Annotated in this window: 14 protein-coding genes; 12 read left to right on the top strand and 2 right to left on the bottom strand. The window is 63.4% G+C overall.

What is annotated here, in order from left to right; genetic code table 11:
• The first annotated feature begins 1 nt into the window (after nucleotide 1).
• The 6 genes from LRX75_RS05230 to folD all read left to right on the top strand — a co-directional run bounded on the left by LRX75_RS05230 (nucleotide 2) and on the right by folD (nucleotide 4,530).
• Complete coding sequence (locus LRX75_RS05230) at nucleotides 2-418, top strand: hypothetical protein (protein ID WP_231812518.1); 417 nt, start codon at nucleotides 2-4, stop codon at nucleotides 416-418.
• A 119-nt stretch (nucleotides 419-537) separates the two neighbouring features.
• Complete coding sequence (locus LRX75_RS05225; RefSeq protein WP_231812516.1) at nucleotides 538-1,113, top strand: rod-binding protein; 576 nt, start codon at nucleotides 538-540, stop codon at nucleotides 1,111-1,113.
• Nucleotides 1,114-1,322: 209 nt separating this feature from the next.
• A complete protein-coding gene (locus LRX75_RS05220; RefSeq protein ID WP_231812515.1) occupies nucleotides 1,323-1,697 on the top strand; it encodes a hypothetical protein in 375 nt (124 codons plus the stop codon).
• Nucleotides 1,694-2,260 (top strand): hypothetical protein, encoded by a 567-nt coding sequence (locus tag LRX75_RS05215; protein ID WP_231812513.1) that lies wholly within the window; start codon nucleotides 1,694-1,696, stop codon nucleotides 2,258-2,260. The genes LRX75_RS05220 and LRX75_RS05215 overlap by 4 nt, the downstream gene beginning before the upstream one ends.
• Before the next feature lie 386 nt (nucleotides 2,261-2,646).
• A complete protein-coding gene (locus tag LRX75_RS05210) occupies nucleotides 2,647-3,456 on the top strand; it encodes a WecB/TagA/CpsF family glycosyltransferase (RefSeq protein ID WP_231812511.1) in 810 nt (269 codons plus the stop codon).
• 174 nt (nucleotides 3,457-3,630) lie between these two features.
• The gene (gene folD / locus LRX75_RS05205) at nucleotides 3,631-4,530 is read left to right on the top strand and encodes a bifunctional methylenetetrahydrofolate dehydrogenase/methenyltetrahydrofolate cyclohydrolase FolD (RefSeq protein ID WP_231812509.1); all 900 of its coding nucleotides are present in this window, start codon (nucleotides 3,631-3,633) and stop codon (nucleotides 4,528-4,530) included.
• Nucleotides 4,531-4,642: 112 nt separating this feature from the next.
• Here the strand turns inward: folD and LRX75_RS05200 are convergent, their stop codons facing one another.
• The gene (locus LRX75_RS05200; protein WP_231812508.1) at nucleotides 4,643-5,674 is read right to left on the bottom strand and encodes a LacI family DNA-binding transcriptional regulator; all 1,032 of its coding nucleotides are present in this window, start codon (nucleotides 5,672-5,674) and stop codon (nucleotides 4,643-4,645) included.
• A gap of 273 nt (nucleotides 5,675-5,947) precedes the next feature.
• Here LRX75_RS05200 and LRX75_RS05195 point away from each other — a divergent pair, with 273 nt between their 5' ends.
• From LRX75_RS05195 to LRX75_RS05170, 6 genes are all read left to right on the top strand, one after another.
• Nucleotides 5,948-7,306 (top strand): ABC transporter substrate-binding protein, encoded by a 1,359-nt coding sequence (locus LRX75_RS05195; protein ID WP_231812507.1) that lies wholly within the window; start codon nucleotides 5,948-5,950, stop codon nucleotides 7,304-7,306.
• A gap of 109 nt (nucleotides 7,307-7,415) precedes the next feature.
• Nucleotides 7,416-8,426 (top strand): carbohydrate ABC transporter permease, encoded by a 1,011-nt coding sequence (locus tag LRX75_RS05190; protein WP_231812505.1) that lies wholly within the window; start codon nucleotides 7,416-7,418, stop codon nucleotides 8,424-8,426.
• Between the two features lies 1 nt (nucleotide 8,427).
• Nucleotides 8,428-9,573: a carbohydrate ABC transporter permease gene (locus LRX75_RS05185; RefSeq protein WP_231812503.1), complete on the top strand. Its 1,146-nt coding sequence runs from the start codon at nucleotides 8,428-8,430 to the stop codon at nucleotides 9,571-9,573.
• 78 nt (nucleotides 9,574-9,651) lie between these two features.
• Nucleotides 9,652-11,328, top strand: a complete 1,677-nt coding sequence (gene bglA / locus LRX75_RS05180; protein WP_231812501.1) for a beta-galactosidase BglA — start codon at nucleotides 9,652-9,654, stop codon at nucleotides 11,326-11,328.
• A gap of 32 nt (nucleotides 11,329-11,360) precedes the next feature.
• Nucleotides 11,361-12,449 carry an ABC transporter ATP-binding protein gene (locus LRX75_RS05175; RefSeq protein WP_110726938.1) on the top strand — a complete coding sequence of 363 codons (1,089 nt, stop codon included), beginning with the start codon at nucleotides 11,361-11,363 and terminating at the stop codon, nucleotides 12,447-12,449.
• Between the two features lie 90 nt (nucleotides 12,450-12,539).
• Nucleotides 12,540-13,358, top strand: coding sequence for an alpha/beta fold hydrolase (locus LRX75_RS05170; protein ID WP_231812500.1), 819 nt, complete (start codon nucleotides 12,540-12,542; stop codon nucleotides 13,356-13,358).
• A 77-nt stretch (nucleotides 13,359-13,435) separates the two neighbouring features.
• Here the strand turns inward: LRX75_RS05170 and LRX75_RS23250 are convergent, their stop codons facing one another.
• Nucleotides 13,436-13,753 (bottom strand): helix-turn-helix domain-containing protein, encoded by a 318-nt coding sequence (locus LRX75_RS23250; protein ID WP_269456087.1) that lies wholly within the window; start codon nucleotides 13,751-13,753, stop codon nucleotides 13,436-13,438.
• Nucleotides 13,754-13,821 lie beyond the last annotated feature (68 nt).

Here is a 13,821-nt window from a genome sequence, read left to right as displayed (position 1 = left end):
CATGGCCGGAAACCGCTCCGACAAGCTGAAGCGCCTCGTCGCCGTCCAGCGCCATCTCGAACAGATGGCGGAGAACGAGCTTTCCGAAACCGCCCGCCAGCGCCGGGAGCTTGCGACCACGATCGATGTCGTCGCGGACGCCATGGGCTCGGCCAAGCCCCTTCACGCCATGTTCTCCGGCCACTATGCATCCCAGCTCGGCCGTCTCGCCCAGAAGGACCAGATGCTCGAAGGCATCCAGCAGGTGCACGAAGCGCGCGTGCTCAAGGAGCGTGCCAAGGGCGACCGGCTGGCCGAGCATATGAAGGACGCCCGCGCGCTCGAAGAGCGTGCCGAGGCCGACGATGCCATCTACGATCTCATCGACCAGCACGTCATGAATGGCGCGCCAGCTTCCGGTAAGCTTCACCACTCATAGTGGCCCCGGTCGACAGAATGCGGCGATCTCGTCTCGTTTCGTCAAATATCTGATTTTCATTGCGGATTTACAGCCTCTCCTCAGCGGGCTGCAGGCCGCATGACGAAGGAAGCACCCGGATGGCCATTTCTCCTCCGACCGATCTGGTGATGGATGTCCTGCGGGCGGCCGATCCGACGCAGGTCAAGGAAGCCCAGGCGCGTCTGCAGTCCAACCGGGCGGCCTTCCGCGCGTCGAGCCTGGCGGAGACCGGCAACGGCTTTGCCAACACGGTCGCGATCCTCAATCAGAACCAGGCCGGGTCCGGCCTCGGGAGTATCGAAAATCGCGCCGAGCCCAAGAAGGTGCCGGAAACCTATCGCAAGTTCGAGGCCATGGTTCTCCAGAACTTCGTCAAGTCGATGATGCCGAGCAACAGCGAAGACGTCTACGGCAAGGGCACGGCCGGCGATATCTGGAAGAGCATGATGGCCGAGCAGATCGGCAACGTCATGGCCAAGGGCAACGGCGTCGGCATTGCCGCAAGCATGGTGGCCGATGGTGCCGGCGGCGCGAACATGACGAATCGCGTCAGCGCGCAGCTCGATGGCAACAGCGCCAACATCGCCCAGAGCATGGTGCAGGAATATCAGCGCAAGGCGTTGGACGGCTTCCGGGCGAGCGACGCGCTGTCCTCGACCGACAGCACGGAATGAGAGGATGCCCGGCCCTGAGCGGGCCGGCGCAGCGACACGAACCGGCTGCCGGCATCGTCGCGATGCTCCGGCCGCCGGCAGAGGTTCATGTTTCGCACGCGGCGTCATCGGGCGGGCCCTGACGGCGAGACGTGCGGGAAATCAGGAATGCAGGCGCAGGGTGAGCGGCGAAATCCACCCGGGCACTGTGCCAAGACGGGAGACGTTCTATGGAAATTCAGGCTTCGGGCGATGTGCGGGTCCGCAACATTCTGGGTCGGCTCGAGATGATCCTCGACAATGAGAACGCCCGCATCGGCGTCGATCCCACCTTCGACCTCAAGGCGTCCAACCTGCGCAAGAGCCGGTGCCTCTACGAACTGACCATGCTCAACCGCCGGCAGGCGCCGCCGACGGACGTGTCCCCGTCCTACCTGTCGCAGGCCAAGCATATTCGCAACAAGCTGGCGACCAATTCCGAAAAGGTCGAGGCGCATCTTGAGGCCTGCCGCTCGGTGGTCGAGCTGCTGAAGACCGCCGCGCAGGATGCCGATGCCGATGGCATCTACTCCGAAGAACAGTTCCGTTACGGCGCGATGGTATGATCAAGCTTCTTCTGACCGGAGTCTGGGTCGCAGGCATCACGCTCGGATCGGTCTACGTCTCGATGCGTCACGCCTCCGCACCGGTGGAATCCAGTGAGGAGCAGGCCCGGCTCGCCGTGCAGGAATACGTTCCCGGCGAGCTGATCACGGTCCCCGTTCTGCGCGATGGCGGCGTACAGGGATATTTCCTGACGAAGCTCTCCTTCGCCGTGGACAAGACGAAGCTGAAGACGCTGCCGGTTCCCTTGAAGGAGACCGTCACCAACGCGCTGTTCGACATCCTCGTCGGCAAGCAGCTGATCAACATCGAGGACAGCACATCCTTCGATCTCGCCAACTTCAAGTCCGTCGTGAAGGCGGGCCTGAACGAGCAGATGAAGGAAGAGGTGATCTTCGAGGTGCTGGTCGAACAGCTCGAATATCTCTCCAAGGCCGATGTCGCGCGCGTCGCAAACCGCGAAAGCCGCAAGCAGCCGGAGCCGGTCGCCATCGTCGATCGCAACGGTAATACCGCACACGACGTCATCCCCGGTGCAGCCGAGAAGGCCGCCGCCGGCCACTGACACGTGGCATGAGTCGGCTTCCGGGCAGGCGCGATCGTCGCGTGCCTGTATCGCCTTGAAACGATCGCGCGACCACCGCCGCGCAGGATACGTCGTTTCCCGCGCCCCGATGCCTGCTCTTGCTCGCCTTTTCGCCGGATCGTCGTAAACGGATCCTGAATTCCCGAAAAGGCTTTTGATTGAATGGTTTAAATGCGATTTCAGATCGCTTTGCTAGTGTGCCGTCAATTGATCCGAGGATCGTGACCGCACAGGCATTCGGGAATATCCGTTCTCGTTCCAGCCCGCTCCCGTGCCGCGCAGCGGCAAAGGCGCGCGAGAGCAGGGACAGGCGAATGAGGACGATGTTCGTGCGGCGTGATGCTCCTTGATGGAGGAGTGCCCGCATGAAATATTTTCCGCCCGTGTCGATCCAGCCGTCCCACCGCGATATCCTCGACCTCGCGGTCTGCGATTTCGAATGGGAGGAAGCCTTCACCTTCGTGGACGAGGTCGCCTCGCTGCCGATCGGGCAGACGATCGTTTCCTTCCTGAATGCCAACAATGCCAACTACATGATGGAAGACCCGGACTACCGGTCGATCCTCGAGCGGCATGTGGTGCTGCCGGATGGCCATGGCGTCGATATCGCCTCCAAGATCTTTCACGGCAAGCCGTTTCCCGCCAATCTGAACGGCACCGATTTCGTGCCGGCCATGCTGACCTATATGCGCACGCCCCGCCGCGTCGCCATGGTCGGCGCGCGCGCCGACGTCCTGCAGCGGGCGGCCGAGAATTTCGCCAAGCATACGCCCTGGCACACGTTCATTCCGGTCTCGGACGGCTATTTCGATCCCTCCGAATCCGATGCCGTCATGGCGAAGGTCCGCAGGGCCAACGCCGATATCCTGCTGATCGCCATGGGCACGCCGCGCCAGGAAAAATGGATCGACCGCTATGTCGGCCCCGGACATGCCCGGCTCGTGCTCGGCGTCGGCGCCCTGTTCGATTTCATCGCCGGCGAAGTGCCACGCGCTCCCGAATCCATCCGTCGCATGCGCCTGGAATGGCTCTATCGCATGACCATCGAGCCGCACCGTCTCTGGAAGCGATACGTCATCGGCATTCCGGTTTTCCTGCGCTTCGTCCTCTGGCGCAAGCTGACCGGACCGCGCACCGCCCGCACCCATCCGGTCCGGCGTCTCTCGTCGCTGTAAGGCGCGCTGGACAGTCTGTTCCAGCGAAAACGGTGCACCGGAGAGCGATCTTCCGGTGCGGGACCCTGTCGGCCTTGAAATCCCCGCGAAGAATAGCTTAGGACGCATTGAGGCGATCTTCCGGCGTTCGCGTCCCGTATGTCCCTCTGGACGAACCACATCCGCGAGGGCCTGATGAGCACCGTTATCGATGGAAAGACCGTAGCCGCCGCCGTTCTCGACCGCGTCAAGACCGCGGCCCGCACGCTGGAAGAGAGCCACGGCGTCAAGACCGGGCTTGCCGTCGTTATCGTCGGCAATGATCCGGCCAGCCACACCTATGTCTCTTCCAAGAGCCGGATGGCCAAGGAGTGCGGTTTCGTATCCGTGCAGCACACGCTGCCGGAGGAAACGACGCAGGAAGACCTCGCCGCCATCGTCGATCGCCTCAATGCCGACCCCGCCATCCACGGCATCCTCGTGCAGCTTCCCCTGCCGCCGCATTTCGAGGCCGACCCGATCATCCAGTCGATCCGTCCGGACAAGGACGTGGACGGACTGAATGTCGTCAATGCCGGAAAGCTCGCGACCGGCGACCTCAAGGGCGGTCTCGTTTCCTGCACGCCGGCCGGGGCCATGGTCTTCGTTCGCCAGACCCACGGCGCCGATCTCTCGGGCCTGAACGCCGTCGTCATCGGCCGCTCCAACCTGTTCGGCAAGCCGATGGCAGCGCTACTGCTCGCGGCCAACGCGACCGTGACGGTCGCACACTCGCGGACCCGCGACCTGCCCGGCGTCTGCCGCAACGCGGATATCCTCGTCGCCGCCGTCGGCCGGCCGGAAATGGTGAAGGCGGTCTGGGTGAAACCGGGCGCGACGGTCATCGATGTCGGCATCAACCGCATCGCAGCCCCCGAGCGCGGGGAGGGCAAGACCCGCCTCGTCGGCGATGTCGCCTTTGCCGAATGCAAGGAGGTCGCCGCGACCATCACGCCGGTCCCCGGAGGCGTCGGGCCGATGACCATCGCCATGCTGATGGCCAACACCGTCATCGCCGCCCACCGCGCGGCCGGCGTGGAAGCGCCGAGCTTCTAGAGTCGTTCCGGTGAACACGGGTTCGCCGGCACAGCTCTCATCGATTGTTCTGCCGCATTCGCCGACGCCGAAGCGCTTCCGCTTCGGCCGGACAGGCTTTGGCGTTTGAGCGTCAACTCCGCGGTGCCGGCTTGGTCGAGTCCCGGATGATCAGCTCCGCCTGCCACACCTCCTGCTCCAGCGCGTCTTCCGGGCTCAGCACATGGGTGATCAGCCGTTCGGCGACGCGGGCACCGGCTGCCCGCAGCGAGGATTGCGTCGTCGTCAGCGGCACGTTGAAATGCTCCGGCTTCAACAGCGGCAGCACGTCGTCATGCGCGATCAGCGACACGTCGTCGCCGACCTTCAGCCCGGCGCGGTTCAGCGCCCGGACAACCCCCAGCGCCATGACCGTGCTGGAGCAGAGAATGGCCGTCGGGGGCCGGGCATCCGCCAGAAATGCCGTCGTCGCCCGAAATCCGTATTCGTCGGTCATGAAATCATGCGCGATCAAAACATCTTGCGTTTCCAGCCCGGCCTCCTTCAAGGCCGCCAGCATGCCGGCCTTGCGGCGCATGGCGAAGGTCAGGTGCTCCTGCCCGTTGATGAGCGCGATCCGGCGATGCCCGAGCGCGATCAGCAGCTGCGTCGCCGCGTGAAAGGCACCCTCGTTGTCGATGTCGAGGAAGGGATAGTCCTCGCCCTGGCCGATCGCCCGGCCATGCACCAGATAGGGGATCGGCAAAGAGCGCAGCATCTCGATCCGCGGATCGTCGCGCCGCACGGAGGCGATGAACAGCGCATCGACATTGCCGCTGGCCGCGAGCCGGCGGAAGGTCGTCTCTTCCTCTTCCGGCGCGCTCGGATTGATCACGAAGTGAAAGTCGTGACGAACGGCGGCTTCCCCAAGTCCGGTCAGGAAGGCGCTGAAATGCACGTCCGCATCGATGTCGGGCGCGACCGTCATCACGAGGCCGATGGAGGCGGCGCGGCCGGTCGCCAGGCGCTGCGCCGCGCGGTTCGGACGATACCCTGTGTCACGCACCGCCTGCAGCACGCGCTCGCGCGTTTCCGCATTCACCTCCGGATAGCCGTTCAGCGCCCGGCTGACGGTCGTCTGTGACAGGCCGAGCATCTCGGCCAACTGTCTGAGATTGACGACCATCCTCCAAAACCCCCGCCAAAGCGCTTCGATGCCTCTTCAAAGCGGTATGATGGCTCATTATCACCAAAGCCATGGCTGCGCAAAATGGTTCTCGCCTTGCCGCAGCGCAAACCTTTGCTGCACCGCAATTTAACAACGTGCGATGGACGGAGATGCAAAACCTCTTGACTTGCCGCCTCGACCAATGATTTCTTACGCTTCTCAAAGCGCTTTGAAAGCGGGCATCGCTGAAAGATGCACGGCAAGGTGCAGCGGTTTTTCGGGAGGAAACACGTGAAGACCAAACTGATCCTGGGCGCAGCTGCGCTTGCTCTCATCGCAGGAACCGCCTCAGCGGCGGAGCTGAAGTTCAAGCCGGGCGACGACGCCAAGTTCAACTGGAAGAGCTACGAGGACTTCAAGTCCGGGCACGACCTCAAGGGTCAGTCGCTGACCATTTTCGGCCCCTGGCGCGGCGAGGACCAGGTCCTGTTCGAGAGCGTGCTCGACTACTTCCGCGACGTCACCGGCGCCGATGTGAAATATTCGTCGTCCGAGAACTACGAGCAGCAGATCGTCATCGACACGCAGGCAGGTTCGCCGCCGGATGTCGCGATCCTGCCCCAGCCGGGCCTCATCGCCGACCTCGCCTCCAAGGGCTACCTGACGCCGCTTGGCGAAGGCACGGACAAGTGGCTGCTCGACAATTACGCGGCCGGCCAGTCCTGGGTCGATCTGTCGACCTATGCCGGCAAGGACGGCCAGAAGGCGCTCTACGCGTTCCCCTACAAGATCGACGTCAAGTCGCTCGTCTGGTACGTGCCCGAGAACTTCGAGGATGCGGGCTACGAAGTGCCCAAGACCATGGAAGAGCTGAAGGCGCTGACCGACAAGATCGTCGCCGATGGCGGCACGCCGTGGTGCATCGGTCTCGGTTCGGGCGGCGCGACGGGCTGGCCGGCGACCGACTGGGTCGAGGACATGATGCTGCGCACGCAGCCGGCCGATACCTATGACAAATGGGTCTCCAACGCCATTCCGTTCAACGACCCCGCCGTCGTCGGCGCGATCGGCGAATTCGGCTTCTTTGCCAAGAACCCGAAATATGTCGATGGCGGCACGCAGGCGGTTTCCTCCACCGACTTCCGCGACAGCCCGAAGGGCCTCTTCGCCTCGCCGCCGAAGTGCTACCTGCATCACCAGGCCTCCTTCATTCCGTCCTTCTTCCCGGAAGGCACGAAGGTCGGTGAAGACGCGGATTTCTTCTACATGCCGCCTTATGCCAGCAAGCCGGAACTCGGCAATCCGGTCCTCGGTGCCGGTACGCTCGCCATGATCACGAAGGACACGCCGGCCTCGCGCGCCTTCCTCGACTTCCTGAAGACGCCGATCGCGCATGAGGTCTGGATGGCCCAGTCGAGCTTCCTCACCCCCTACAAAGGCGTGAACCTCGACACGTATGCCAATGCGCCGATGAAGAAGCAGGGGGACATTCTCCTCAACGCGACCACCTTCCGCTTCGACGGCTCCGACCTGATGCCCGGCAAGATCGGCGCCGGCGCCTTCTGGACCGGCATGATCGACTATGTCGGCGGCAAGCCGGCCGCCGATGTGGCGACCGACATCCAGAAGTCCTGGGACAGCATCAAGTAACGACCGTTTCGAAACATCGCGCGCCACTTGTCACCATGGCAAGTGGCGCGCGCGGGTTCGATCTTGTGGGTGGACGACGGTCGGCCGCGCCGCGGCCTGAGGGGGGAACATGCAGCAATTGTTGATGGCTGTGGTAACGATGGTGGCCGGCGTTCTCGCCTGCGCTGCCTATTTCTACGGGACGAACCTGATCCTCGACCTGATCTTCCCGTCGAAGGGTCGATCGGGCGCCAAGGCATCGCGCAATCTGCGCATCAGCAATGCCATCCGCCCCTGGCTTTTCCTGTTTCCCGCGCTTTTCGCCATGACGATCTACCTGGTCTATCCGGTCATCGAATCCGTCTGGCTCTCCTTCCACGATCGCGCCGGGCAGACTTTCGTCGGCGGCGCCAATTATGTCTGGATGATCAATGACGGCGAATTCCGCCAGTCGATCTTCAACAATTTCCTCTGGCTGCTCGTCGTCCCGGCGCTTGCCACCTTCTTCGGCCTGATCATCGCGGCCCTGACCGACCGCATCTGGTGGGGCAATATCGCCAAGACGCTGATCTTCATGCCCATGGCGATCTCCTTCGTCGGCGCCTCGGTCATCTGGAAGTTCATCTACGACTATCGCGCTGCCGGCACCGAGCAGATCGGCCTGCTGAACGCCATCGTCACGGCGCTCGGCTTCGAGCCTCAGGCCTGGGTCACCATTCCGCTCTGGAACAACTTCTTCCTGATGGCGATCCTCGTCTGGATCCAGACCGGCTTTGCCATGGTCATCCTGTCGGCAGCGCTGCGCGGCATTCCCGAGGAAACGGTCGAGGCCGCCGTCATCGATGGCGCGAATGGCTTCCAGATCTTCTTCAAGATCATGATCCCGCAGATCTGGGGCACCATTGCCGTCGTCTGGACCACGATCACCATCCTCGTCCTCAAGGTGTTCGACATCGTGCTGGCGATGACCAACGGGCAATGGCAGACGCAGGTTCTGGCCAATCTCATGTTCGACTGGATGTTCCGCGGCGGCGGCGATTTCGGACGCGGCGCGGCGATCGCCGTGGTCATCATGCTCCTCGTCGTGCCGATCATGATCTGGAACATTCGCAATGCCGCCAAAGAGATGAAGGGACACTGAGATGATCGCATCGAAACGCTCCCCGCTCGGTCTCTTCGTCCACCTCTCGGTGCTGCTGCTGGTCATCCTCTGGACGATCCCGACGGCCGGCCTGCTCATCTCGTCGCTGCGCGACAAGGACCAGCTGGCCGTCTCCGGCTGGTGGACGGCGCTGTCCACCTCCAGCCAGAACCTGACGGTGCGCGCACCCGGCCCCGAGGCGCAGCAGCAGCGCGACGGCAAGTTCGTCATCACCGGCAATGCGCTCGACAATCCCGGCGCCAGCGTCTCCGCCTTCGGCTTCCGCACGCAGGAGCCGGCCGCCTTCGCGCCCGGCCAGACCGCGACGCTCAACGACGGCGAGCGCCTGACCGTGCAGGAGGATGGCAGCTACGAGATCGTCTCCGATGTCGCCATGGAAGGCTCGCGTGGCCAGCGCATCTTCGTTCAGGCCGCCGTGCCCTCGCGCTTCACCTTCGACAATTACCGCGAAGTCTTGAATGCGGAAGGCATCGGCGCGTCCTTCATCAACTCGCTCACCGTCTCCATTCCCTCCACCATCATCCCCATTCTCGTCGCGGCCTTTGCCGCCTATGCGCTTGCCTGGATGCCCTTTCCCGGCCGCACGCTCCTCATCGCCATCGTCGTCGGCCTCTTGGTCGTGCCACTGCAAATGTCGCTGATCCCGCTGCTCAAGCTCTATAACGGCGTCGGCGCGTTTCTGGGCGTGCCCGCCAAGACCTATGTCGGCATCTGGCTGGCGCATATGGGCTTCGGCCTGCCGCTCGCCATCTATCTGTTGCGCAACTACATGGCCGGCCTGCCGCGCGAGATCATGGAATCCGCCCGGGTCGATGGCGCCAGCGATTTCGACATCTTCGTCAAGATCATCCTGCCGCTGTCCTTCCCCGCACTTGCCTCCTTCGCCATCTTCCAGTTCCTCTGGACCTGGAACGATCTGCTCGTCGCCATGGTCTTCCTCGGCACCGGCAACAACGAGCTGGTGCTCACCGGCCGCCTCGTCAACCTGCTCGGCTCGCGCGGCGGCAACTGGGAAATCCTGACGGCCTCCGCCTTCATCACCATCATCATTCCGCTGATCGTCTTCTTCAGCCTGCAACGCTATCTCGTGCGCGGCCTGCTGGCGGGATCCGTCAAGGGCGGTTGATCCGCATCGCGCAAACCGAACCTCTTTTCCGAACCCATCCGTCCCCGAACTCATCCGTCCAAGGACCTGCCCCCTTCCATGAGCCTGCCCCTTTCCAAGAGCCAGACCGAACAGACCTCCACGATGCTTCCCGCCGATCGCGACTGGTGGCGTGGCGCCGTGATCTACCAGATCTATCCGCGATCCTATCAGGACAGCAACGACGACGGCATCGGGGATCTCAAGGGGATCACGCGACGACTGCCCTACATCGCCTCGCTGAATGTCGACGCCATCTGGATCTCGCCGTTCTTCACATCGCCGATGAAGGATTTCGGCTACGACGTCTCGAACTATAACGGCGTCGATCCGATCTTCGGGCTGTTGTCGGATTTCGACGACCTGATCGCGGAGGCGCATCGCCTCGGAATCCGGGTCATGATCGACCTCGTCCTCTCCCACACATCGGACCAGCACCCCTGGTTTGCCGAAAGCCGCTCCAGCCGCTTCAACCCCAAGGCGGACTGGTACGTCTGGTCGGACTCCAAACCCGACGGCACGCCGCCCAACAACTGGATGTCGATCTTCGGCGGCTCGGCTTGGGCTTGGGACCCGACGCGCCTGCAATATTACATGCACAACTTCCTGACGTCGCAGCCGGACCTGAACCTGCACAACACCGAGGTGCAGGACGCGCTGATCGCCGTCGAGCGCTTCTGGCTGGAGCGCGGCGTCGACGGCTTCCGGCTCGACACGATCAACTTCTACTTCCACGACCTGCAACTGCGCGACAACCCGGCGCTGGCGCCCGAGCGCCGCAATGCCAATACGGCACCGGCCGTGAACCCCTACAATTACCAGGAGCACCTCTACGACAAGAACCGGCCCGAGAACATCGCCTTCCTCCAGCGCTTCCGCGCCGTCATGGACGAGTTTCCGGCGATTGCCGCGGTCGGCGAGGTGGGCGACAGCCAGATCGGCCTCGAAATCGCCGGGCAGTACACCTCGGGCGGCGACAAGATGCATATGTGCTACGCCTTCGAGTTCCTGGCGCCCGATCCGCTGACGCCGGCGCGCGTGGCCGAGGTCCAGCATGCCTTCGAGCGGGCGGCACCCGAAGGCTGGGCTTGCTGGGCGTTTTCCAACCACGACGTCGTGCGTCATGTCTCCCGCTGGGGACAGGGCATCGCGGATCATGACGCGCATGCGAAGTTTCTCGCCAGCATGCTGATGTCGCTGCGCGGCTCCGTCTGCATCTATCAGGGCGAGGAACTGGCGCTGACCGAGGCCGATCTCGCCTATGAGGATCTGCAGGATCCGTACGGCATCCAGTTCTGGCCCGACTTCAAGGGTCGTGACGGCTGCCGCACGCCGATGGTCTGGGAGGCGGATGCGCAGAATGGCGGCTTCGGCGATGGCAGGCCCTGGCTGCCGGTGCCGCCCGAGCATCTGCCCCGCGCCGTTTCGGTGCAGGAGCAGGACATGCGCTCCGTTCTCCACCACTACCGCCGCTTCCTCGCCTTCCGCCGTCAACACGCGGCGCTGGCCAAGGGCGAGATCGCCTTCAAGCCCTATGCCGCGCCGATCCTCGGCTTCGAGCGGAGCCATGGCAACGAGACGCTGCTGTGCCTCTTCAATATGAGCGGCGAAACGGCATCGGTGGAGCGGCCGGCCGAGCGGCTCGAGGTTCTGACCGTCCACGGCTTTGCCTCGGAACTCGGCGACAACAGCATTACACTGCCCGCCTGGAGCGGATTTTTCGCGCGGATCGTCTGACGATCACGATTGAAGTGAACGGGGAGGGACCCATGTCCGGACTGGAACTACGCAAGATCCGCAAATCCTATGGTGCCGTGGACGTCATCCACGGCATCGATCTCACGATCGAAAAGGGCGAGTTCATCGTCTTCGTCGGCCCGTCCGGCTGCGGAAAATCGACGCTGCTGCGCATGATCGCCGGGCTCGAGGAGATCACCGGCGGCGAGATGTTCATCGAGGGCGAGAAGGTCAACGACACCCCGCCCTCCAAGCGTGGCATCGCCATGGTGTTCCAGTCCTATGCGCTCTACCCGCATATGACGGTCTACGACAACATGGCCTTCGGCATGCGCATCGCCAAGGAAAGCAAGGAGGAGATCGACCGCCGCGTCCGCGCCGCCGCCGATATCCTGCAGCTGACGCAATATCTCGATCGCCTGCCGAAGGCGCTCTCCGGCGGCCAGCGCCAGCGCGTCGCCATCGGCCGCGCCATCTGCCGCGATCCCAAGGTCTTCCTGTTCGACGAGCCGCTGTCCAACCTCGATGCGGCACTGCGCGTCGCCACCCGCATCGAGATCGCCCGGTTGAACGAGCAGATGGCCGACACGACCATGATCTACGTCACCCACGATCAGGTGGAGGCGATGACGCTTGCGGACCGCATCGTCGTCCTCTCAGGCGGGCATATCGAGCAGGTCGGCCCGCCGCTCGAACTCTACGAGCGCCCCGCCAATCTCTTCGTCGCCCAGTTCATCGGCTCGCCGGCCATGAACATCATTCCCGCGCGGATCGTCGCCACCGGCGCCCAGACGACGGTCGAACTCGTCGGCGGCAAGCGCGACATCCTCGACATCCCGACGCCCGATACCGAAAGCGGCCGTCAGGCGAGCTTCGGCGTCCGCCCCGAGGACCTGCAGATCACCACCGGCGACAGCTTCCTCTTCGAAGGTACCGTCTCCATCGTCGAGGCCCTGGGCGAAGTCACTCTCCTCTACATCGAAGGTCTCGTTCCCGACGAACCCATCATCGCCAAACTTGCCGGCATCCAGCCGATCAAGCGCGGAGAGCGCGTCCGCTTCACCGCAGACCGGGCGAAGCTCCACCTGTTTGACGGGGAGGGGAAGACGTATCGGCGCTGATCACCGGCGACACCGGATCTCCCAAGCTTCTCCCGGAACCAAACCTGCTCTCTGCGAATTGGGTGGGGCGAGAAAGCAAAGGAGCTTCGCATGGCATATATCGACGCTAAGGACGGCACGAAACTTCACGTCAAGGATATGGGGCAAGGCCGTCCCGTCGTCCTCATCCACGGCTGGCCTCTGACCGGCGACATGTTCGAATATCAGACCGTCGCCCTGCTTGAGGCAGGCTACCGCGTCATCACCTATGACCGCCGCGGCTTCGGCCAGTCGGGCCATCCCGCGACCGGCTACACGTACGACACCTTCGCCGACGACCTCGCAAGCGTCATTGAAGGGCTCGACCTGCAGGATGTCTCGCTGGTCGGTTTCTCCATGGGCGGCGGCGAGATCGCGCGCTATCTCTCCCGGCACGGCGCATCGCGCATCGCCAAGGCCGTCCTCGTGGCGTCCGTCGCGCCGTATCTCCTCAAGGATGAGAGCAACCCGGACGGCGTGGATGCGAGCGTGTTCGAGGATATGAAGACGCAGATCCGCGAGGATCGTTTCGCATTTCTCCAGAGCTTTGCAAAGACCTTCTACGGTGTCGGGCTGGTCAGCCGTCCGGTGAGCCAGGGGGTGCTCGACTGGTCCTTCGTGCTCGGCGTCATGGCCAGCCCCAAGGCGACGATCGACTGCGTGACCGCCTTCGGAACGACCGACTTCCGCCCGGATCTCGCGTCCTTCACCATCCCCACACTCGTCATCCACGGCACCGCCGACAAGACCGTCCCCATCGATCCCTCCGGCCGTGCGGCCGCGAACGGCATCGCCGGTGCACGGTTGATCGAATATGACGGCGAGCCCCACGGCCTGTTCGCCACGGTGCCGGACCGGCTGAACAAGGATCTCCTCGAGTTCCTGGCATAAGAGACAAAAGAGCGCGCCGATGATGTCGGCGCGCTCTTTGGCATGAACGGAACGAGTTCTCCGTCGAGATGTCGCTTTTAAGCAGCCTCTCGAACCAGAATATCGACGTGTAGACCGGCTCTTGACAGCAGGGTTACCATCATGTCGATCGAGAACAAGGTAATTCTCCCATGCATAAGATCGGAGATGCTTGGGCGGGGAATGGCCAATCGGTCCGCAGCCTCGGCCTCTGTCCAGCCTTCCGTGCGGATATGCTGCTCAAGGGCCCCCATCAGTTTTGACCGGAGCTTCAGGTTCTCAGCTTCCGCCGGGTTATCCTCGATTGCATCCCAGACACTAGAGTCTGTCAGGCTGTTATTGCACCATACCCTGCGTGTCGCAGGTACGCGGCGCATTCTGTTGGGCTGAAGTGAGTGAGGAGGCTTCCGACCTCGCGCCAAGCCTCCTCGATCGTTCGGCGGTC

Source organism: Rhizobium quercicola (assembly GCF_021168455.1).
Classification (GTDB): Bacteria; Pseudomonadota; Alphaproteobacteria; order Rhizobiales; family Rhizobiaceae; genus Ferranicluibacter; species Ferranicluibacter quercicola.
Note: the sequence above shows the minus strand (reverse complement) of the source record. Positions and strands in the feature narration are given on the sequence as shown.